Source organism: Pseudobutyrivibrio ruminis CF1b (assembly GCF_000424005.1).
GTDB lineage: Bacteria > Bacillota > Clostridia > Lachnospirales > Lachnospiraceae > Pseudobutyrivibrio > Pseudobutyrivibrio ruminis_C.
In genome coordinates this window covers 115,598-137,948 of sequence record NZ_AUJB01000008.1, presented here as the reverse complement: position 1 = coordinate 137,948, position 22,351 = coordinate 115,598, and the positions used below count along the sequence as shown (strand labels likewise).

Sequence of the window (22,351 nt, the reverse complement as noted above, 5' to 3'; positions counted from 1 at the left end):
CCTTCCCTCTATTCCAAGGTGTAAATCGCATCATGAATCTGGCTGCACATATCCTCCAGTCCAGTCTTCATGGAATCCAAGTCTTTGTATTTCTTCTCAGATTCACTTCTAAATGCATCCTTTGCCAAATCAGTAAAGAATGTTTGGCCAGGAGTCCAAATCTGGCTGACCTCTTTAATGGATGGCATGAGCACAATATTTCCTTTATCAAGCTCGTCAAACATATTCTTCGAAAGACCACCTAAATCTGATGCAGCATCCTCTCTAGCTGGTGCTATTCCAAGTGTTTCGTTTCTGAGCATAATCATCTCATAGCTGGTAGCAAAATCTACGAAGGCAAGGCAAGCATTAGGATATTTAGTGTAAGAACTGATAGCATATCCATTTACGCCACCCATTGATTTGCTATCCACAAGCTTAGGGTCATCTTCAGTAAGATTTCCACTTTCAGGAAGCTTTGGAAGTCCTGTCATAACAAGATTTTCCTTAGCCATCTCCTCTGCTTCTTCCTGAGCCTTACCCTGTCCCACATACTCATTAACTAATTCATCATAAAATGTTGAGTATGTATCCGGTGTGGAAAGTGTAGCAAAATAAGTACCATCCGCAAGCTTACTATAAGCATTTGTAGTGATTGTATCATCGATACAATCCTCATTCATAACACCTGCAAGCTGACTGAGCACCATGGCTCCTTTTGCGGAATCGCATGCAGCAAATCCGATGTCCTCTGGATTTGTATTGTTCTCTCCAAAGATATATCCGCCATATGAAAAAAGAAATCCGCTGGAGAAATACACGTCATATAAGGATTTCATGTATCCATACTGATTTGGATTTTCCTGATGACGCTGAACTGAAAAATTATACATATCATTCCAGTCCTCAATCATATCCGGAACATCATTGGAATTAGAATCCCAGTTGTCTTTCCAATTATCAGGAAGTAAATCCTTTCGGTAATAAAGCATTGGTGCCTGAACATTCACAGGAACTCCGCATGTATATGTATTTCCTTCTACAGAAACCTCATATGCCTGCCATGCAGCCTTTGGGATTTGGGAATAACAATCTAATTTCTCCACTGGAAGTGGCAAAATATGTTTTCCCTGAGCATACTGCATAATCACATCATTTGCCTGATAAAGCACATCCGGGCCATAACCGTAAGGGCCATCGTTTGCTAAATCCAGGTATTGATCCATATTTGCATCAACAGCTGTTATACCATACTGTTCATATTCCTTATTAAAGGCTTCAATAAGCTGACTAAAGTATCCCTTTGAAATGGCAGTGTCATTTTCCAAAACCTGTATAGTGACATTTTCTTCAAGCTCTCCAGAGAAGATTCCATTTGTTGTGGTACCTTCACTTGTTTTGTCTCCATTATTCCCATTACTGCCGCAACCATTTAGTAGACCAAGAGACATTGCTGCCACAAGCACCATTGCTATCTTTCGTTTCATTCTAATTCCCCCTATGCATTCATCTGTATCGTATATGCGGTAGGACTGTTTATTGTAAGAACTGCGCTCTTTCCTTCGTAGCTTCTTACAACTTTAATTGCCCCATTTTCTTCTTTTATAGAAACATCACCCCACTGTAAAACAGGATTTTTCTTTAGTGCCAACAAACCTTTAATGGCATCCATCAATTCCATATCCCAGTGTTTTTTATCCCAATCAAAGCAACGTCTGCAATCAGGATCATATGCTCCCTCCATGGCGATTTCAGTACCATAGTACATACAAGGTGTACCTGGGAAAAACATGGTAAGAGCTAGAGCTGTCTCAAGCTTTTTCTTATCCTTACCTATCTCAGTGAAAAAGCGAAGTGTATCATGGCTATCCAGCAAATTAAGCATCATATAATTTACCTGCTCCATATTACGCATTAAGATGGAATTCAAATGGAAAACTGTCTTCTTCTCATCACATCTCTCTTTTGCGAAATAATCCAGGCATACCTTCGTATATGCGTAGTTCATAATGCTGTCCTGCTGCTCTCCCATAAGAGCTGGATATGCATCATGCCAGTTTTCTCCGATGATAACCGCATCACTCTTCTTAGCCTTTACAGCCTTTCTAAACTGACGCCAGAAATCATGTGAAACCTCATCTGCCACATCAAGTCTCCAGCCATCAATATCTGCCACATCAATCCAGTAAGTAGCAATATCAAGAAGGAATTCCTGAACTGCCGGTACTGCTGTGTTAAGCTTTGGCATATATTCACAGTGAGCAAAACACTCATAATTTCTTTTCTTTAAATCCAGCTTGTCACCATCGATAATGAACCAGTCATAGAATTTAGAATCCCTGCCATTTTTTACAACATCCAAAAACTCTGCCATCTTGTCACTGCAATGGTTGAATACAGCATCTAGAACAATCCTAATTCCACGCTTGTGAGCCTCATCTACAAGCTTTACCAAATCTTCTGTAGTACCAAACTGTGGGTCAATTTTCTTATAGTCGACAATGTTATATTTATGGTTGGATTCTGACTCAAATATAGGAGTAAGATAAATACCTGAAATACCTAAGTCCTTAAGATAATCCAGTCGCTTTATAATGCCCTTTAAGTCTCCACCGGCATGGTTCTTAGGGGTAGGTTTATCTCCCCATTTCATATCAATGTAGGACATGTCCTTGTTCTCATCTCCAATGCAGAATCTATCCACAAATATCTGATAGAAAACTGTGCCTGGCATCCAATCCACCATAGGCATAACATCATTTTCATTAATATATGGAAGCTGGAAGAAATTATAAAAGCATTCATCGTAGTTGTAGTCATTTGTAAGACCATCCTCACTGAAGTAATACTTCTTTCCTTTTTCCTCAAGCTCAAAGATATATACCAGTCGAACATCACTAATATGTAGCTTCACTTCATAAAATGCATAAAGCTCATCTTCATATTTAAGAGGAACCTCTGCTGTAAATCGCTCCTGTTGATAGTCATATTTAACGCCGTAAATAATTTTTACCTTCAGACCAGCCTCTGCATCTTCTCGCGCAGTTCTGAGTCTGATGACTACCTCCTCCTTTGATAATGGAAAGCAAAATCTCGATTCTGGTATATGTAACAGTGCGTGCTTATTCATCTAAAAACTCCTTATTCTACGAAATTCCAGGTAATCTTGTCATATGGGTTTGAGTTAAAATTCTCTCTTGTTTCCTCTGTATAGTATGGATCTTCCTCGTCGTACACATCTTCACCAGGATAAGTTGTAAGTACAAAGGTATATGTACCTGCAACAGCAACCTCGATATTCGACTTCTCAGCAGGTGTATCTCCCAAGCCTCCCGCATTCTTGAAATATGTAGTGCCATCAAACATTCCTGACTCAAGATAACCATAGCCTCTCTGATCTGACCAATTAGAATCAGTTGCAAACTGGAACTGATCTCCCTCGTTAAGCTCAAGGGTTATCGTATATACGTTTTCATTTTCCACATCTTCTTTTGTGAACTTCTGGGATTCTCCAATAACCTTTCCCCAGTCTGATTCACTTAAGACATCCGAAGTACCAGAACCTACAATATAAAACTCTCTGGTGTCCTCAGTATAGCTGACAAAACCTGCATACAAAGGAGTATCCTCAGTAATAGCCCTGTCAAAATCAAACTCTCTTGTAAGCTTTGGTGTGGCAAACCAACCAACAAATGTATATCCATCTTTTTCTGGAACGTAGCTTTCCACATTTTCCTTATGACCTACTGTCTCAGTCTTAAGCACTGTAGAACCATCCGAATCATAAAATGTCACAGTGTGCTCATTATTATCTACCTGAGTAGATGCAGTAATTTCTGTTGTAGACATTTCCTTACTGCTTCCACAGCCTGTCAGACAAACAGAATTAACCACTAAGCAACCAAGTAATAAGCTCATAACAATTCTTTTCTTCATAGCAAAATCCTCCATCCTATTTAACCGTTTAAATTAAATTTTAAAAATATAAACAAGCCCTTGATATCGCTTGTTTAATCGTTTAAACTATCTTCATAGTATAATTTTTATTTTTCGATGTCAATAGAGAATAAAAAATATTTCGGAGGAGAAAAATGGCAGGCAAAAAAGTCACCATAAAAGACGTTGCAAGAGAGGCTGGTGTATCAGTAGCAACAGTTTCATATGTGGTCAACGGAAGGACAGATTTAAAGATATCTGATGAGACCAGGAAAAGGGTTTTGCAGGTAATTAACCTTCTAAACTACTCTCCTAACCAGGCAGCAAAGGCTCTTGCGTCAAAAAGAAAAAATCAGGTAGGCTTTGCCATATCTGAAACCAAATCTGTTTTAAAAACAGCAGACCAGATGCATGTTATGAAAACTGTAGCCCAGTTTATGGGAGATAAAAACTATGATGTATTCTTAATTCCTCCATCACGTTTCGAAAACTATGGTCAGGCAGATGCACTCATCTGTTACGATTTGGATAAAAAGACCTTTGCCTCTTTAGGTGACTGCAACTTTGCACCACTTTTAGCTTTGGATTGTTATATTAATGACTCTCTGTTTTTCCAGATTAATACAAACTTGGAACGCCTTAAGGCTGCGGCAGAAAAGAAATTTAATGGGAAGTCGTATCAATATGTGATGCTGGACTCAGCTAACACTGAAAAAAAGGAATTTACCAATAACACATTCCACAGCGTACTTTATGTGAATCAACCATCTGATTTGGAAAAGATATCCAGTGAAAACATTCTTATTTCCAACAAAATTTTACTGGATTTCATCCCTGATAAATACAATGTATGCTACGAACCAGACATAACCGCTGACAAGCTTGAATTATTATATAAGGCATACGAACAAGCTGCTGAGCGCATCCATATTGAAAATCACAATTTATGCATATAAAAAACTCGCCTCCAATCATGAGGCGAGTCTTTCTATATTATTCATATCTCAAGGCATCTATTGGATTCATCCTGGCTGCGTGTTTTGCAGGGGAGTAGCCGAAAAACACGCCTATAGCCATTGAGAATCCTACGGAAATATAGATACTAGCAAATGAAATTGTAGGGGCGTAGCCCATAAGCTTTGATGCAACATCTCCGATAGTCACACCTATTATCATTCCTATGAGTCCGCCAATGAGGCAAAGTATAATAGCCTCGCTTATAAACTGGAGCATAATCATTGAATCTTCTGCTCCAAGAGCCTTTCTGGTTCCTATCTCACGAGTACGCTCAGTAATTGATACAGTCATAATATTCATAACACCTATTCCACCTACAATCAGGGCTATTGCAGCAATAAGTGAAATAGCCATGGTGATTTTGCTCATCATATCTGTATTTTCTTTAATCATAGACTGGTTGCTGTATACCTCTACGGTAAACTTATCCCCAAGCTGGTTAGCAAGAGAATCTATGAAATATTTTTTTATATCCTCTGAAACCTTAACAGCATCCTGGCCTTCTGCTGCAACCACTGTCATATAATAAATAGACTGATCGTGATTTAAATTCCAAGCCGATTTGAGTGGCATATACATTGGTGATGTTTTTTGTTTGCCTCCACCCTGAGCCTTAAATTCGTATATACCAACTGGAGTAATATTTATATACTCATCATTGATATTCACCTCGAAATCATTTCCAAGGATTGTCTCAGCACTGTAGTTTTCTCCAAATAACTGCTTTGCAAATAAATCTGAAACTATAGCTACATTTGTGCCCAACTCGTATGCAGAAGAATCAAAGTAGATTCCATCCTTAAGCTTAAGATTGTTAGCCTTGAAATATCCTGCGCTAACGCCAGTCACATCTACCGTAGCCTTCTTGTCATTCTTTAGAACGACGCCATTTCCAACACTGGATTCCACAGAAATTGCACTAACCTTGTCCTTAAAATTATCACTAAATTTATGAAGCACCTCTGGCTTAAACTTCGAATTTTCAATATCAGCATCAGAAAGCTCTGCGTTATAATCAAACGGTGTAATGTATACATCGATGTTTTGCACACCATAACTTTCTAACTGCTTTTGTATCCCCTTTGTCATAGAGTTACCCACAGTCATAATGGCGATAACCGCTGCAACACCTATGATGATACCAAGCATGGTAAGAAAGGCGCGCATTTTGTTAGCCTTTATGCTTATTATGGCAAGCTTACAATTTTCTACTAACATATTTCCTTCCTCTCCTCTGTTGCTGGTCTGATTATTTTTATCTCCTGAGTCTTTTCTGAGATTATGTTTCCATCACTTATTGTGATGATTCTAGGAGTCTCTGCTGCAAGCTCATTTGAATGAGTGATGAGCACTATTGTCTTGCCCTGCTTTTCATGAAGGTCGTGGAAAATGTCCATAACCATTCTTCCTGTACCAGAATCAAGGGCTCCTGTAGGCTCATCAGCAAGTATAATATCAGGATTATTTGCCATAGCTCTTGCGATGGCCACTCTTTGCTTTTGTCCACCTGAAAGTTCATCAGGTGTGTGGTGCATACGCTCAGTCATACCTACCATTTCAAGAAGCTCCTCCGCTCTGGCTCTTCGCTCCTTTGGTGAAAGACCAGCATAAAGCATAGGCATTTCTACATTTGATAAAGCATCAGTTCTTGCAATAAGATTGTAGGTCTGAAATACAAATCCGATATGTCTGTTTCTAAGCTTTGCCAGCTCCTTAGCTGGAGCATTTGAAATATCGATTCCATTAAGTGAATATTCTCCCACTGTTTGTCTATCCAAGATGCCAAGAATATTCATTAAAGTACTTTTTCCAGAGCCCGACTGACCTACTATTGAAACAAATTCGCCTTTACGAATATCCAAATCTATTCCGTGTAAAATTTCCAGCTCGTTTGGTGTACCTATGTAGTAGCTTTTTCTAATGTTGCGAGCCTTTAATAGGATTTCTTCATTGTTACTCAAAATAAATACCTCCATCAGCTCCCATATCATCTAAAGTTGCATCTATTCCGCCTTCAGATGAATTCTCAACGATTTCTGCGCCTTCTTTAAGTTTTCCATCCTTAATCTCTGTGTAGAAATCATCAGAAATACCAGTTGTTACAGTAACATTTTCTGTAGTACCATCCTTCTTCTGTACCACTACATATTTGCTTCCATCAAAATCTGTCTGTATATCAGCTGAAGGAACAGCCAAGGCATTCTTCGCATTTGCGATAATGAATGTCATCTTTGCTGTCATGCCAAGTCTAAGACGCTCATTTGTTCCATTAAGAGTTACGTCTACACGATATGTGGCACGGCTCTTAGAAACAGAGGCTGTAGTAGAATCACTGTCTGTTGATTTTGTACTGTTTTTTGTCGCTGTAGGTGATACGAAAGTAACTGTACCTTCTAGTACATCATCTCCAGTAGCATCTGTCTTTATCTGCACCTTCTGTCCCAGCTCGATGTTTGGAATCTGAGCCTCATCAATATCTGCTGTAGCCTTAAGGCTTGTTACGTTATCAATAACGATAGCATCTGTTCCGCTGTAGGTCTGGCCAACCTTGATATTTACATTTGTGACTGTTCCATCCTGAGATGCAAATACTGTAGCCTTGCCAAGCTCCTCCTTTGATTTTGCAATCTCCTGCTGATTTGAAATAGTGCTTGCCTTTGCTGTAAGCTCTCCAGACTTTACTGACTGTGCCTGAGTTATAACTGATGCATTGGCATCTGTCTGAGCCTTACCGGCTGCCTGTGATGCTCCATCTAAAGAACGGTTAGCTGTATCTACAGCATCCTTTGCAGAGGCAAGGTTAGTTTCTGCTGTTTTTCTGTTTGAAACGGCATTTTCATAATCACTCTTTGCATTATTTACTTTTGCCTGTGCAGTATCTTTTTCTTCCTGTGTGCTATCAGGATTACTCTCAACTCTTGATAAAGCTTCCTTAGCTGAGTTGAATGCTCTATATGCGTTATCTTCTGCTCGTCTTGCATCACCAAGTGCATCATCAGCACTCTTTCTATTTCTATTTGCAATTGACTGATTCTGCTGAGCCTCAGCAAGACTTCTGTTTGCATCGTTTATACTTACAGCGCCTGTATCCTGAGCATTTTTTAAAGCTGCCTCTGCGGTCTGGGCAGCGAGCTCATTCTGCTGATTTTGAATATTAAGTGCCTGCTGCTGATAGCTTAACTGCTGCTCCATAGATGTCATATCAAGCTTGTAAAGAGGATCGCCCTTCTTTACCACATCTCCAACCTTTACATACACTTCCTCAACTGGATATGAACCACCTGTTGTAGCAAATTCTGTGCTTTCCTCTGCAGAAATAATTGTTCCTGTAGCTGCTAATGTCTTTTGAATATCCTGCTTTGCCACTGGAATAGTAATTGTCATATCCTCTTCATTTGTTTTTGCACTTGCCTTTTTAAAGCTAGCCACTCCTGCAATACTAGAAATTAAAATCGCTGCAATAACCATTGCCGCTACAACTTTTTTATTTAGCTTTTTAAAAAATTTCTTATCCTTCTTTGAAAGCTCTCCTTCTACTTCATCAAGCTTCTCGTCTATTTCATCATCAAGATCTAAATCCTTACCTTCCCAAAACTTAATCTTGTTTAACACTTCTTTTAACTTCATTTATTTTTCCTCCGAAGCAATTTTTAACTTACTATAGGATGATACATTTAGATTCTTAAGAAAAACCTAAAGTAAATCTTAAGAAATCTAAAATGTGACTATTTCAAAGATTAAACACTTTTTTTATGCTACTATACAGTTAGATTCAGATTTTTAAATTAGGAAAAATAGGAATGAATTATGAATAAACAAAAGATTTTAACAGTTGATGATAACGAGGAAATCCGCAACATAATAAAGATATTATTAGAAAGCGAAGGCTATGAGGTGCTTGAGGCAATGAACGGGGAAGCTGCCCTTGCAATGGTCGACGACTCTATAGACCTTATTATTTTGGACATTATGATGCCAGGCAAATCTGGACTTGATGTTTGTAAAATAATAAGAGAAAAATATCAGATGCCAATCCTGTTCCTCACTGCAAAGGGTACCGATTCCGACAAATCTTTAGGACTTTTAATTGGTGGAGATGATTATCTTTCAAAGCCTTTTTCACATGCAGAGCTTACAGCAAGGGTAAAATCCCTTCTAAGACGCTACTATGTATATAAAGGAAAGGAAGCTCCCGTAGATGACAACTTCCTTACCTATGACGTATTCAAGGTGGCAAAGGATAGAAATGAAGTATATGCTACCAATTCAACAGGCGAGGAAATACAACTGGATTTATCAGAGCTAGAATATCAGATTTTCAAGCTTCTCATCGGCTCACCAGGTAGAATTTTCCCGGCCCAGCTTATATATGAAAGCATTTGGAACGAGCCATATTTTTACAGTTCAAACGCTACAATCATGGTTCACATTCGTAATCTTCGTACCAAAATCGAGGAAGATCCATCAAATCCAAGACACCTTCTTACTGTATGGGGAAAGGGGTACAAGCTTCAATGAAAAAAATAATTAACGCTATTTTTAAATCCCTTTACATAGAGCTTACTGTCTCAGTCATTTTTTCTTTTTTGATAGGCTTTGCTTGTTACCTTCTTCTAGGTATGGGTGCAGAGGCCATCGCTTATTCAAAATGGGCAGAAACTTCTTACACTGATTATAAAATATCCGTATATTTAGATTCTCTTCAAACCTACATATATAAGGAACAAATTAGCACCACCAATACTGCTCCACTTACAGACTGGTGGGAAAAGGAAAAAAACGTATTTTTTTATGTAAGAAAAGGAAATACCATCCTTTACAATTCCTTTATGAATTCAGATAAAAATGGAAATGTTCCTAAATTCGATGCAGATGACACTGAATTTACAGATACACTAAACGACTATCAGGCATTCTTTCCTAAAAGGCGGGCCCACGATATAAGACTGATAGACACAAAGGCCAAAATCTATATTCTGGCAGATTTCCAGTACAGTATATACAACACTCTCCACGATATAAGCATCGCCATTTCAGCTTTAGTTATCATCCTTATACTTATAGCCTTCGTGCGCCGCAAAATTCACTACATAAAGGATGTTACCTTTGGAATTAACATTCTAGAAGGCGGTAATCTTAATTATCAGATTCCTGTAAAAGGTAATGATGAACTGACACAGGTAGCCACAAGTCTTAATTCCATGAGAGTAGCTTTGGACCAGCAGATGAAAAATGAAACAAAAGCTATTCAGGCCAACAATAGCCTTGTCACTGCTTTGTCCCATGATTTGCGCACTCCTCTTACCACCCAGATGGGCTATCTTGAAATCCTAAAGGAGCATCACTACAACTCTCCTGAGGAAATGGATAAATATATAAACACAGCCTTAGATACCTGTCATCAAATAAAAGAAATGTCCGATAGACTTTTTGAATATTTTCTGGCATTCGACCCTCATCCTGAGCGCCCTGCGGAAGCCCTAGAAGAATTTGACGGAGTAGAGCTTTTTATGCAACTTATTTCAGAGCTATCACTTCCTTTAGAGGCACAGGGGCTACAATTTGAAATCGAAGATCCTATGGACACCTTTTTGATTCATGTAAACATGAACGATATGCTAAGAGTCTTCAATAACGTATTTACGAATATTGATAAATACGCAGACGAGGCTGAGCCAGTCAGAATTCGCATTTTTCATGACACTGAAAATGCAGTTCTTTCTATTTCAAATAAGATTAGAAAGGAGCCTCGCAAAAACGAAAGTGCTAAAATCGGGCTCATAAGTATCTCTAGTCTTATGAAAAGACAGGGGGGCGCCAGCAAGACTCGCACCTCAAAAGACAATTTCACCATTGAATTGAAGTTTCCAATATATTAACTTAGTGTAAATATACATTTACTTTACAATCGTCTTGTAATAATATTTCTTCTTAGTGGTGCTAACGAAAGCACAATATTTACTTGGTAAGATACCACTTGGAGAATTTATGAAAAAGAAACAAATTTCATCAGTCCAATTGATACCCTTAAGCTTTCTCATTGCCATCGTAATGGGAGGGCTTATTTTAATGCTTCCATTATCATCCGCATCAGGTCATTGGACTAATCCACTTGTAGCATTATTCACCTCCACCACCTCCACCTGTGTTACAGGTCTTGTAGTAGTGGATACCTTCAGCTACTTCAGTCTATTCGGGCAGATAATAATCCTGCTTTTGATTCAAATTGGTGGTCTAGGAATCATTACCTTTATCTCCATGATAATGCTTATCACCCAAAAGAAATTTTCACTGGGTGATAGAAAAATGCTTCAGGATTCCCTTAATCTTAATACTGACGTAGGAATACTCAAAATATTAATCCGCATTTCAAAGGATGTATTAAAAGTCGAGGCCGTTGGAGCCATTCTGTACTCCATTGCTTTTATTCCTGAATTTGGCGTTGCAAAGGGCATTTGGTTTTCAATCTTCCATTCCGTATCAGCCTTCTGTAATGCAGGAATCGATATCATTGGAAACAACAGCCTTATGGATTACAAATCTAATCCTTTGGTAATGTGTACCACAATGATTTTAATAATCATGGGTGGTTTAGGTTATGTAGTATGGTTTGATATGTCTGAGAAAATCAAAGCCGGCATCCGAAAGGGCTTCACCCCAGTTCAGATTTTCAAGAGATTTGAAGAACACACCAAACTTGTAGTTACTGTTACAGCTATTCTCATAGTTTCAGGAGCATTGTTCTTCTTTATCTCAGAATACAAAAACTACGGAACTATCGGAGACATGACTTTAGTGGATAAGGTGATAAACAGCTTCTTTGAATCTGTCACCTTAAGAACTGCAGGCTTCTGCTCTTTCCCACAGGAAAACATGACTGATTTCTCCTGTGTTATGTCATACATATTGATGTTTATCGGTGGCTCTCCAATAGGAACTGCCGGTGGTGTTAAGACAGTTACCATCTTTCTTGCAGTTTTAAATGTATATTCATATATTCGTGGAGATGACCAGAGCATCATCTTCAACAAACGCGTAACAGAGGAAAACATGAGAAAAGCTACAGTTATTGTTTCAGTTGCTGCATTTACAATCATTGTTTTAACTCTTGCTTTAATCGTTACAAATCCTATTAATATGCAGGATGGTCTTTATGAGGTTATCAGTGCCTCTGCCACTGTAGGATTATCAAGAGGACTTACTTCAAGCCTCAACAATGTAGGAAAAATTATTATTATAATCGCCATGTATTTGGGACGAATCGGACCTATTTCTTTGGCCATATTTTTCGCCGGCAGAGGTCAACATAAGAGTAAATGCAGATACACAGAAGGAGATTTCTTCGTAGGATAAGGAGATAAAAATGAAAAAAACAATAGCAGTATTAGGATTAGGTAAATATGGAATCAGTCTTGCAAAGAGCATGTACGATATGGGCGCAGATGTTTTGGTAGTAGACAATGACCCTGATAAACTTAAGGATATGGATGGTTATTGCACAGCTTCTGTATGTGCTGACCTCACAAATGAGGACGAAGTAGAAATGCTTGGTCTTAAAAATATGGATATCGTAGCTGTTGCCATGGCTGGCAATCTTTCGGCAAGCATCATGTCTGTTGCAGTTGCAAAGGAATTAAAAGTTCCACTTATTGTTGCCAAAAGCTCATCAGACAGAATGACTTCTATTCTTAAAAAAATTGGCGCTGATAAAGTTATCGTTCCTGAGGAGTATGGCGGAGAACAGTCTGCAAGAATCCTTGCTTCCGATACTTTCCTTGATTACTTCAAAGTAGATGAAAATCTTTGTATGGTAGAAATGTTCCCAATGCCAAAATGGGTTGGAAAAAACATGGTTGAACTTAATCTGCGTAAAAACTACAAAATTAATGTTATCGCATATAAGAATCATGACAACGGCCACTGGAAGATTCTTGATCCAGTAGAGCCACTTGATGCCGAAAATGAGCTTCTTATTGTTCTTGAGCGTGATGAGCTTCATCGCATCAATAAATAGTATAAAAGCCTTCCTTTTTGCTAAGGAAGGCTTTTGCTTTATCCTAACGACACATCAAGTATCATCATTATTATAAATCCAAGGAAAAAGCTTATTGTTCCAATATTGGAATGCTTTCCTTCAGACATCTCAGGAATCAATTCCTCCACTACAACATAAATCATGGCTCCTGCTGCAAAGCTAAGCAAATATGGCATAGCAGGTACAAAAATGCTTGAAGCAAATATAACCATCAAAGCACCTAGTGGCTCAACTGCACCTGAGAGAACTCCGTAGAAAAATGTCTTTCCCTTCTTCTCTCCTTCTGCCATAAGAGGCATGGAAACTATAGCACCCTCTGGGAAATTCTGAATGGCAATACCTACCGCCAATGCAAGGGCTCCCATGTATGAAATAGCTTCATTTCCATATAGCCATCCAGCTGCTACAACACCAACTGCCATACCTTCTGGAATATTGTGAAGTGTCACAGCAAGCACCAGCTTTGTGGTACGCTTCAATCCACTCTTTAAACCCTCTTCACTGCTATCCATATGAGTATGTGGAACCAACATATCAAGAGCAAGTAAGAATACCATACCTATACCAAAGCCTATTGCTGCTGGCAAGAATGCCAATCTTCCCATGTTAGCTGACTGCTCTAATGCAGGTAATAGCAAACTGAAAAAGGAAGCTGAAACCATCACCCCCGCAGCAAATCCTGTAAACATTCTCTGTAAGGAATCATTAATGGAATTCTTAAAGAGAAATACACAGGCTGCACCAAGTGAAGTACCTAGAAAAGGAATCATAACAAGTAATAAAACATTCATAATCCTATCCCTCCTACAAATACTTATACACAAAAACTCGCCAAAAGGCGAGTTTTTTAAAAAATTATTCATAGGCAAAAGTCTTTAAAAATTTCTTAGCTCTATCTGTCTCAGGCTCTGCAAAAAAGCCTTTTACGTCCTCTGTCTCTTCTACAATGTCTCCCTTATCGATAAAAATTATTCTGTCAGCAACAGCCTTTGCAAATGCCATTTCATGGGTAACTATCAACATTGTAGAACCACTTTTTGCAAGTGCAATCATTGTCTCCAATACCTCATGAACCATCTCCGGATCAAGTGCTGCTGTGACCTCGTCAAAAAGAATCACCTCTGGATGCATAAGAAGCGCCCTAACAATTGCCACTCTCTGCTTCTGTCCTCCTGAAAGCTGGCGTGGATAGTAGTCCTTCTTATCTACAAGCCCTACCTTATCCAAAAGCTCCAGTGCTTCCCTCACTGCATCATCCTTCTGGCGCCTCTGTACCTTTGTGGGTGCCAAAATAATATTTTCCAAAACTGTCATGTGTGGAAATAGCTCGTAGGATTGGAACACCATTCCTATCTTCTGTCGAAGCTTTGTAATGTCACGCTTTCCTGCCTCCACCGGAAGGCCATCTACTGTAATGACACCTCCTTGAATATCCTCCAGTCCATTTAAACAACGAAGAAATGTACTCTTGCCGCATCCTGATGGGCCAATGATTACAACAACTTCGCCCTTTTTAACTGATAAGTTTATATCCTTTAAAACTACGTTTGTTCCAAATTCTTTATGTAGATGTGTAACCTTTAATAATTCGCTCATTACGCCCACCTTTTCTCTAAGTATGTGGCAAGCCTGCTAATAGGCCAGCACACAACGAAATATAGTAAAAACACCACCGCAAAGACTCCAAATGCTGCATTTGGTGAAGTCTTTCTGTTTGCCTCAATAATCTGTTGCCCTACCTTCAATACCTCCACTATTCCAATCATCATAACCAGTGATGTAGTCTTAATCATTCTGGTAATAAGATTGATAGAAAGTGGTATCAGTCTGCGTATTGTCTGTGGAAGAATAATATAGAAGTATGTTTGTATCTTATCCATTCCAAGTGCAAAAGCAGATTCAAACTGGATTTTTGGGATACTCTTTATTGAACCTCTCACCAGGTCTCCCATCTCCGCTGTTCCCCAAAACGTAAATACGAAGATTGCTGAGGACTCTGCTGACATATCCCAGCCAAATACTCTTGTAGTTCCAAAATATACTATGAACAATAAAACCATCTGTGGCATGATTCTAACTGTCTCCAGATATATTTTTAGGATTGCTTTTAATGGCTTGTTGTCTACTGTCATTAAAACACCAATCAGCAATCCCAGAACTATACTTAGTGCAACTGAAATCAAGCTGATTTCTACTGAAACCCATAGTCCTTGAAGCAATCTAATAAAATTGGTTCCTTTAAATAAAACATCAATCCCCAAACTGGCCATAACGCATCCTCCTTTCCACGACTGCTCCTATGATAGAAATAGGAAGAAGCATTATCAGATAGAACACAACCAAAAGGAATAGGCATTCTATTGTCTTGGCATACATTCCAATCAAATCCTTGGCTGTAAACATTAAATCCATAAGACTGATAGTAGAAAATACGGAGGTTTCCTTTAATAGGAAAATCACGTTTGCCAAAAGACCTGGCACGCTTATGGAAATAGCCTGAGGTAAAATTACATGCCACAATGTCTGGAAATCATTCATTCCAAGGCTAAGAGCACTTTCAGTCTGTATTACAGGAATCGCCTCCACACCACTTCTAAAAGTTTCAATCATATATGCTCCACCAAGAAATCCCAAGCCAAGGACACCGCAGGTCTCAGCTGTAATTTGTATTCCCACCTTTGGCAATGCAAAATAAATAAAAAATAACTGTACCAAAAGAGGTGTGTTTCTAAATAGTTCAATATATACTCCCACTATGGATTTCAGCACTGGCACTTTAAAATGGGAAATGGCAGAGCCAATCAGACCTATTACAAAGGCCAGGAAAATGCCCTGCCAACCAATTTTAAGTGTTAAAACTAGTGCATCCTTATATAGTGGAAGGTATTCAATAAGAATATCCTTATCCATTACTTTAGGTTAATGTTCCTTTCATATCGTATATACGATTTTTACTTGCCACCCTCGAGAACTAATGTATCCTCATAGTCTGCACCGTATGTATCAAGAAGTGTAGCCTCATAATCTGCATGGAAGAAGTTCTCTGTGCCAAGAGCTTCAATCTCCTCATTAAGCCAGCTGAGAAGTGTCTCATTGCCTTTTGTTACAGCTGGAGCGATTGTGTCCTGATCACCAAGTGATGGGATACCTACTGTGTAGCCTTCGTTCTCAAGTGAAAATGCGATAACCTCTGTGTTATCATTTGCCCATGCCACACCGTTGCCGTTTTCGAATGCTGTCTTGGCTTCTGCATATGCATCGTATTTCTGGAGCTTGATGTCTGGATAATTTTTTGTAAGGTATGTCTCTGCTGTTGTTCCAGAAATTACGATAATCTGGTCATCCGCTCCAAGGTCATCGAGGCTCTCTACTACTGCTGAATCAGGTGAAACTACACCAAGTGCCACGTTCATATATGGAAGAGCGAAATCAACCTCCTGTGCACGCTCCTCAGTAACTGTGAAGTTAGCTAAGATAATATCCACCTTTCCAGTTTGAAGATACTCGATTCTGTTTGCTGCCTCTGTAGAAACGTAATTGATTTCTACACCAAGATCCTTTCCAATTCTCTCTGCAAAATAAACATCATATCCTGCATACTCACCATTCTCATCAACATAACCAAATGGTGACTTATCTGAGAATACACCAATGTTGATTGTTCCGCTTTCCTTGATTTCATCAAGTGTTCTATAGCCTGCATTTGAAGAAGCCTCTACTGTCTCTTCCTCTGTTCCTGCCACCTCACTTGTAGATGCACTTGAACCGCATCCTGTAAGTGAAGCTGCTAAAAGTCCTGTTGCTAAAGTTGCTGCTGTGATTTTTCTTACTAAATTGTTCTTCATAATATATTTCCTCTTTTCTATTTATTTACGCTATCAATTTCTCATAAATCGCTCCCGCCAAAAGCTCATGTCCCCTCAAATCCATATGCTCCTGATCCGTTTCTGAAGGCTCCGCCACATCAGATGCTGCCAAAAACTTACAGTCAAATTCCTCTGCAAGCTTTCTAAAGACTGCCTTGAGCTCCTTGGAGGTAACCACTGACCTCTCATTAAACTCAGGATCGTACTGGTCTTTCCAAACCTGCTCTCCCAAATAAATTGGAGAAAGGAGTAATATTTCGGCCTCAGGATTGTTTGCTCTGATTTGTTTAAGGAGAATTTCAGTGCCCCTGCCGATGAGTGTAGCTGATGCATTATAAACAGTTTTGCAATCATTTGTGCCTAGCATCAACACTACTGTATCCACGGGACCATGGCTTTCAAGTAATATAGGAAGTAGCTTCGAACCATTTCTGCCAAGTCTTGTGCTGTCTTCGAATACTGTTGTTCTTCCAACAAGTCCTTCCTCTATCACTTCATAATCCTGATGACCAAGAAGTTCTGAAAGTATACCAGTCCATCTTTCTGTCTTCTCATATCTACCGCTGCCATCTGGCTTCAAACCATATGTATTTGAATCACCAAAACAAAGTACACTTTTCATGTCTGTCTCCTTTCTCGGTTTTATGTCGCGTTTGCTTTACATGTTGGTATCTTAAACCTATTTACCTACTGCGTCAATAGGTTTAATAATTGTATAAATTGATAGGTGGCTATCAGATAGATTTATAGCTACGTACTTATTTACATCTTGCTTACACCTACTTACCTAGGTTATTATAGTATAAATAATAGATGAGCTTGTTTCATTAATCTCGGCAAACAAGCGGACTTGGAGGTTAGAATGTTTAGCACTAAAGGAAGATATGCACTTCGTGTTATGATAGATTTGGCTCAGCAAGACCAGGAGGAATACATTCCTTTGAAGGATATTGCAGAGCGCCAGGATATTTCAAAGAAATATTTAGAGATTATAGTAAAGGAACTTGTACACGGAGGCTTTGTAAAAGGCGTCAGTGGAAAAGGTGGCGGCTACCAGCTCACCCGTCAGGCAGATGAATACTCTGTAGGTGAGATTATAGAGCTTATGGAAGGAAGCCTCTCTCCTGTAGCTTGTCTCTCAGATGAAAATTACAAATGTCCAAGGGAAGGCATTTGCAAAACACTTCCTATGTGGACAGAGTTCTATATGCTTGAAAGAGACTTCTTCTATGGAAAAAAGCTCAGTGATTTGGTAGGTTAATTAATAAAAGGTCTAGTCATCACGACTAGACCTTTCTTTTATTCTGCATCAGAAATGTAATCTTTAATGTTGAATGTCTCTCCAGTTTCTTCTTCCTCTTCAGTGATTCCCTGAACAAACTCAGTAACATAAGTCTCTCCTGAAGCTGGATTAATATAATATCTCACCTGGGCACCAGTATAAGATCTGAATAAAACTACAATCTGCTCTTCAGAGCTTGATTCTACCTGCCAGTAAGTAGTGAAATCTTCACTTCCTTCCATATCCTTTAAATCAGGAATTGCTTCTATACAGTATGCTCTTACAGCCTCGAGCGCCTGATCTTCTGAAATAACCTCTGATTCAGTCTCAGCTTCCTCAGTTTCAACTTCAGAAGTCTCTGTCTCCTCTTCTTTATCTTCCTTATCAAAAACAGTTGATTCCAACTTAATAGAAGTAGGTTCATCAGCACCACCAATAATATCCTCATCTTTAGAAGAACCACATGCAGCCATAGAAACCATTAATCCAAATGACATCATCACTACCAAAAGCTTTTTAAATTTCATTTCAAAATCCACCTTTAATCTTATAATGAAATTTATTCTACTCTTTTCCATTATAAAATGCCATAAAAAAGGACTGACACAAAAGTGCCAGCCCATAGATCTATATTATAAATCTTCTCCGTTTGTAGCGATAACCTGCTTATACCAATCGAAAGACTTCTTCTTTCTTCTAGCAAGTGTACCTGTTCCATCATCGTACTTCTCAACATAGATGAATCCATAACGCTTTGCCATCTCACCTGTTGACGCACTTACAAGATCAATGCATCCCCATGGTGTGTAACCCATAAGGTCTACACCGTCATTTACAGCCATCTTCATCTCTGAAATGTGCTTTCTAAGATAATCGATTCTGTAATCGTCATTGATTGAACCATCAGCTTCAATTTCGTCTCTAGCGCCAAGTCCATTCTCAACAACCATAAGTGGAATCTGATATCTGTCATAGATTTCATTGAGAGAATATCTAAGACCCATTGGATCAATCTGCCATCCCCAGTCTGATGCCTCAAGGTATGGATTTCTTCCACCAGCGATAAGGTTTCCAGCTCCATTATTTGCATCTGGATTAGCACTGATTACATTTGACATGTAATAGCTGAATGTATAGAAATCAACTGTACCATTCTTTAAAATTTCAGCGTCTCCATCTTCCATCTTAATTGTTACACCATGCTTATCCCAAATACTCTGAGCGTAAGCTGGATACTCACCGCGAACCATAACATCTGAGCAGTACCAGTTAACCTCTCTCATATGAGCCTGGTTTTCAACAATATCAATTGGATTACATGTAGCTGGGTATGATGTTACGAAGCAAATCATATTTCCCATCTTGTACTCTGGATAATTATCATGAGCATACTTAACAGCAAGAGCTGATGCTACGAACTGATGATGAAGAGCCTGATATCTCTCCTGTGGCTTATCAGGAACCTCAGTAACAGGACCAGAATAACCCTTTACAGTACCTGTTGAAAGTACAGCGCCAAATGGCATTGTGCCGGCGTTGATTTCGTTGAAAGTTAGCCAATACTTTACCTTTCCTTCATATCTGGCAAAGATTGCCTTGCAATAGTTCATGAAGTACTCGATAAGCTCTCTGCCCTCCCATCCGTTATACTTCTCAACAAGTGCGTAAGGAAGCTCATAATGAGAAATTGTAACGAGAGGCTCAATACCGTGCTTCTTGCAGCAATCGAATACCTTGTCATAGAAAGCAAGACCTGCTTCATTTGGCTCAGATTCCATTCCTGTAGGGAAGATTCTTGTCCAGTTAATAGATGTTCTGAACACCTTGAAGCCCATCTCTGCAAAGAGAGCGATATCCTCTTCATAGTGATGATAGAAATCAATTGCCTCGTGAGATGGATAAAGTGTACCCTCCTCGATAGTTGTTGTCAGTCTCTTAGGAGTTGTGTGACTACCATTTGTACACATATCTGAAACTGATGGACCCTTACCATCTACATTCCATGCTCCCTCTAACTGATTTGCAGCTACTGCACCACCCCATAAAAAATCTTTTCTAAATGTTCTCATCATAAGTGCCTTTCTTGATTTATTTTTGCAATACCCTGCCAGTAATTTATGAAAATTACCAGCAGGAACATGTGATTAAAGTAATGTGATTAACTCGTTACCGTTCTCTACTGATGCAGCATCTGTAGGAATGATATCTGAATACTTACCAGAGTTTGTGATTACGATAGGTGTCTCTGTAGAGTAACCTGCTTCCTTGATAAGATCGATATCGAACTCAAGAAGAAGATCGCCTCTCTTAACCTTGTCGCCCTGCTTAGCTACAGGATTGAATCCCTTGCCTTCAAGCTGAACTGTGTCCATACCTACGTGGATAATTACTTCTGCACCCTTATCAGTTGTGATACCGATAGCGTGACCTGTTGCGAAAAATGCTGTGATTGTTCCATCTGCTGGAGCGTAAACCTTTCCTTCTACAGGAACGATTGCAATACCCTTGCCCATTGCCTCTGAAGAGAAAGCTGCGTCAGAAACTTCTGTTAATGGCTTAACCTCGCCCTTTACTGGAGCTACAAGAACTTCACCGTTAACTGATGCTGAAGAGCTAACCTCTTTCTTTGCTGCTGGAGCCTCATCCTTATATGTAACCATTGTAAGGATAAATGCTACTGCTGCAGCTACAAGGATTGAAATGATAACCCAAATCATGCTGTAAAGGCTGTTTGTGTTAGGATCAATATAGCATGGAAGTCCGAATAATCCAAGACCACCCATTGTGTAAGACTTAACGCCTGCAACTGCTGTAATGATACCACCTGCTGCACCACCGATACAAGAGATAACGAATGGTGTCTTCTTTGGAAGTGTAATACCATAGATACATGGCTCAGTTACACCAAATAAACCTGAGATAAATGCTGGGATAGCAATATCCTTAAGCTTCTGATCCTTTGTCTTAAGAATCATACCAAGTACTACTGCTGACTGTGCGAAAGATACACAGAAGTATGGAGAAAGGATAAAGTCATATCCAAGTGTTCCATAGTTGATCATTGCAAGTGGTACAAGACCCCAGTGTAAACCGAAGATAACAAGTACCTGCCATAAAGCACCGATAAGTGCACCAGCGATAATTCCACCAACAACTGGGATGTTATATAATCCACCGAATACAAGTGTAAGGCAGTTACAAATTACTGTTGCGATAGGTCCAATTACTAAGTATGTAAGTGGCATCATGATACCAAGTACACAAAGAGGAACGATGAATGTCTTGATTACATCTGGAATTCTCTTCTTGAAGAACTTCTCAAGCTTAGCTGCGATGTAAACTGCTAAAACAACTGGTACTACTGACTGTGTGTAACCAGAAGCTGGCATGATTACTGGAATTCCGAAGAAGTCTGTCATGTAATCCATGCTGAATGATGTGCCAGCGAATACTGTTCCAAGAACCTCAGCGCTCTTAAGAGCTACCATGTTTGGATATGTAAGACCAACACCAAGTGCCATACCGATGAACTCGCTGCACTTAAACTTCTTAGCTGCTGTATAACCTAAGATGATTGGTAAGAAATAGAAGAAACCATCACCTACTGCGTTCCAAATTTCATAAGCACCTGATGTTGTTACATCAATGCCGAATGAGCTGCTAGCCACGAATGACCAAACTGCAAGTAAACCTTTGATGATACCAGCTGCACATAATACTGAAAGAAGTGGCTGGAATACACCAGAAATAATATCGATAAGAGCTGCACCAGGGCTCATCTTCTCAGCTGGGCCGTCATCTGCAACAGGAGCTGCTCCTGAGATTCCTGCGTGCTCACATACAACGTCGTAAACGTCTGGTACGTGATTTCCAATTACTACCTGATACTGTCCACCAGACTGGATAACTGTTACGATACCGTCTGTGTTCTTAAGAATGTCTGTGTTTGCCTTGCTCTCGTCCTTTAACTTAAAGCGAAGACGTGTGATACAGTGTGTAATACTTTTAATGTTTCCTTTTCCGCCCACATTCTGGATAATGATGCGAGCCAAGCCATCATACTTGCTTGCCATTTTCTTTTCTCCTTCATAAATCCCTAAATTTAATTAAATATATCTCTACAGGTCCTGCGCACTGACCTGAAAAGTACCAATAAAAAAACCTGCACCTAGTTTAAGTATCTACATGTAGACACTTCTTAACTAAAGTACAGGTTTAGCCGACTCTATCGCCGTA

At 39.3% G+C, this 22,351-nt stretch carries 21 protein-coding genes; 6 read left to right on the top strand and 15 right to left on the bottom strand.

Annotation, left to right across the window (positions count from 1 at the left end; genetic code table 11):
* Positions 1 to 8 precede the first annotated feature (8 nt).
* From G592_RS17475 to G592_RS0102940, 3 genes are read right to left on the bottom strand one after another with little or no spacing between them, the layout of a single operon-like run.
* Positions 9 to 1,466 (bottom strand): sugar ABC transporter substrate-binding protein, encoded by a 1,458-nt coding sequence (locus tag G592_RS17475; RefSeq protein ID WP_155942145.1) that lies wholly within the window; start codon positions 1,464 to 1,466, stop codon positions 9 to 11.
* Positions 1,467 to 1,477: 11 nt separating this feature from the next.
* Complete coding sequence (locus tag G592_RS15485; RefSeq protein ID WP_155942144.1) at positions 1,478 to 3,109, bottom strand: glycoside hydrolase family 13 protein; 1,632 nt, start codon at positions 3,107 to 3,109, stop codon at positions 1,478 to 1,480.
* A gap of 11 nt (positions 3,110 to 3,120) precedes the next feature.
* Entirely contained in the window at positions 3,121 to 3,915 is a 795-nt protein-coding gene (locus G592_RS0102940) for an InlB B-repeat-containing protein (protein WP_028246493.1), read from the bottom strand.
* A gap of 155 nt (positions 3,916 to 4,070) precedes the next feature.
* On the opposite strand from G592_RS0102940, the gene G592_RS17780 reads away from it, so the two are divergent.
* The gene (locus G592_RS17780) at positions 4,071 to 4,871 is read left to right on the top strand and encodes a LacI family DNA-binding transcriptional regulator (protein ID WP_028246492.1); all 801 of its coding nucleotides are present in this window, start codon (positions 4,071 to 4,073) and stop codon (positions 4,869 to 4,871) included.
* Between the two features lie 37 nt (positions 4,872 to 4,908).
* On the opposite strand, the gene G592_RS0102930 is transcribed toward G592_RS17780, so the two are convergent.
* From G592_RS0102930 to G592_RS0102920, 3 genes are read right to left on the bottom strand one after another with little or no spacing between them, the layout of a single operon-like run.
* Positions 4,909 to 6,150: an ABC transporter permease gene (locus G592_RS0102930; protein WP_028246491.1), complete on the bottom strand. Its 1,242-nt coding sequence runs from the start codon at positions 6,148 to 6,150 to the stop codon at positions 4,909 to 4,911.
* Positions 6,144 to 6,908 carry an ABC transporter ATP-binding protein gene (locus G592_RS0102925; protein WP_155942143.1) on the bottom strand — a complete coding sequence of 255 codons (765 nt, stop codon included), beginning with the start codon at positions 6,906 to 6,908 and terminating at the stop codon, positions 6,144 to 6,146. Before G592_RS0102925 ends, G592_RS0102930 begins: the two co-directional genes overlap by 7 nt.
* The gene (locus G592_RS0102920; RefSeq protein ID WP_028246489.1) at positions 6,886 to 8,559 is read right to left on the bottom strand and encodes an efflux RND transporter periplasmic adaptor subunit; all 1,674 of its coding nucleotides are present in this window, start codon (positions 8,557 to 8,559) and stop codon (positions 6,886 to 6,888) included. Before G592_RS0102920 ends, G592_RS0102925 begins: the two co-directional genes overlap by 23 nt.
* Positions 8,560 to 8,739: 180 nt before the next feature.
* Here G592_RS0102920 and G592_RS0102915 point away from each other — a divergent pair, with 180 nt between their 5' ends.
* From G592_RS0102915 to G592_RS0102900, 4 genes are all read left to right on the top strand, one after another.
* Positions 8,740 to 9,450 (top strand): response regulator transcription factor, encoded by a 711-nt coding sequence (locus G592_RS0102915; RefSeq protein WP_028246488.1) that lies wholly within the window; start codon positions 8,740 to 8,742, stop codon positions 9,448 to 9,450.
* Entirely contained in the window at positions 9,447 to 10,811 is a 1,365-nt protein-coding gene (locus tag G592_RS0102910; RefSeq protein ID WP_028246487.1) for a HAMP domain-containing sensor histidine kinase, read from the top strand. The genes G592_RS0102915 and G592_RS0102910 overlap by 4 nt, the downstream gene beginning before the upstream one ends.
* A gap of 190 nt (positions 10,812 to 11,001) precedes the next feature.
* Positions 11,002 to 12,285 (top strand): TrkH family potassium uptake protein, encoded by a 1,284-nt coding sequence (locus G592_RS0102905; RefSeq protein ID WP_242830139.1) that lies wholly within the window; start codon positions 11,002 to 11,004, stop codon positions 12,283 to 12,285.
* A gap of 10 nt (positions 12,286 to 12,295) precedes the next feature.
* Entirely contained in the window at positions 12,296 to 12,946 is a 651-nt protein-coding gene (locus tag G592_RS0102900; protein ID WP_242830138.1) for a potassium channel family protein, read from the top strand.
* A 38-nt stretch (positions 12,947 to 12,984) separates the two neighbouring features.
* Here the strand turns inward: G592_RS0102900 and G592_RS0102895 are convergent, their stop codons facing one another.
* From G592_RS0102895 to G592_RS0102870, 6 genes are all read right to left on the bottom strand, one after another.
* Complete coding sequence (locus G592_RS0102895; RefSeq protein WP_028246484.1) at positions 12,985 to 13,758, bottom strand: ZIP family metal transporter; 774 nt, start codon at positions 13,756 to 13,758, stop codon at positions 12,985 to 12,987.
* Positions 13,759 to 13,822: 64 nt separating this feature from the next.
* Positions 13,823 to 14,563, bottom strand: coding sequence for an amino acid ABC transporter ATP-binding protein (locus G592_RS0102890; RefSeq protein ID WP_028246483.1), 741 nt, complete (start codon positions 14,561 to 14,563; stop codon positions 13,823 to 13,825).
* Positions 14,563 to 15,237 carry an amino acid ABC transporter permease gene (locus G592_RS0102885; protein WP_028246482.1) on the bottom strand — a complete coding sequence of 225 codons (675 nt, stop codon included), beginning with the start codon at positions 15,235 to 15,237 and terminating at the stop codon, positions 14,563 to 14,565. Before G592_RS0102885 ends, G592_RS0102890 begins: the two co-directional genes overlap by 1 nt.
* A complete protein-coding gene (locus G592_RS0102880) occupies positions 15,218 to 15,877 on the bottom strand; it encodes an amino acid ABC transporter permease (protein WP_028246481.1) in 660 nt (219 codons plus the stop codon). The genes G592_RS0102885 and G592_RS0102880 overlap by 20 nt, the downstream gene beginning before the upstream one ends.
* 41 nt (positions 15,878 to 15,918) lie before the next feature.
* Entirely contained in the window at positions 15,919 to 16,812 is an 894-nt protein-coding gene (locus tag G592_RS0102875) for a transporter substrate-binding domain-containing protein (RefSeq protein ID WP_028246480.1), read from the bottom strand.
* Between the two features lie 25 nt (positions 16,813 to 16,837).
* On the bottom strand, positions 16,838 to 17,455 hold the full coding sequence (locus tag G592_RS0102870; RefSeq protein ID WP_028246479.1) for a GDSL-type esterase/lipase family protein: 618 nt from the start codon (positions 17,453 to 17,455) through the stop codon (positions 16,838 to 16,840).
* Between the two features lie 240 nt (positions 17,456 to 17,695).
* Between G592_RS0102870 and G592_RS0102865 the strand changes: the two genes are divergently transcribed.
* Positions 17,696 to 18,094 carry an RrF2 family transcriptional regulator gene (locus G592_RS0102865; RefSeq protein ID WP_028246478.1) on the top strand — a complete coding sequence of 133 codons (399 nt, stop codon included), beginning with the start codon at positions 17,696 to 17,698 and terminating at the stop codon, positions 18,092 to 18,094.
* 38 nt (positions 18,095 to 18,132) lie between these two features.
* Here the strand turns inward: G592_RS0102865 and G592_RS0102860 are convergent, their stop codons facing one another.
* The 3 genes from G592_RS0102860 to G592_RS0102850 form a co-directional block, all read right to left on the bottom strand.
* Positions 18,133 to 18,642 carry a hypothetical protein gene (locus G592_RS0102860; protein ID WP_028246477.1) on the bottom strand — a complete coding sequence of 170 codons (510 nt, stop codon included), beginning with the start codon at positions 18,640 to 18,642 and terminating at the stop codon, positions 18,133 to 18,135.
* A gap of 105 nt (positions 18,643 to 18,747) precedes the next feature.
* Positions 18,748 to 20,184, bottom strand: coding sequence for a glycoside hydrolase family 1 protein (locus G592_RS0102855; RefSeq protein WP_028246476.1), 1,437 nt, complete (start codon positions 20,182 to 20,184; stop codon positions 18,748 to 18,750).
* Between the two features lie 75 nt (positions 20,185 to 20,259).
* A complete protein-coding gene (locus G592_RS0102850; RefSeq protein ID WP_028246475.1) occupies positions 20,260 to 22,188 on the bottom strand; it encodes a beta-glucoside-specific PTS transporter subunit IIABC in 1,929 nt (642 codons plus the stop codon).
* Positions 22,189 to 22,351: the final 163 nt, after the last annotated feature.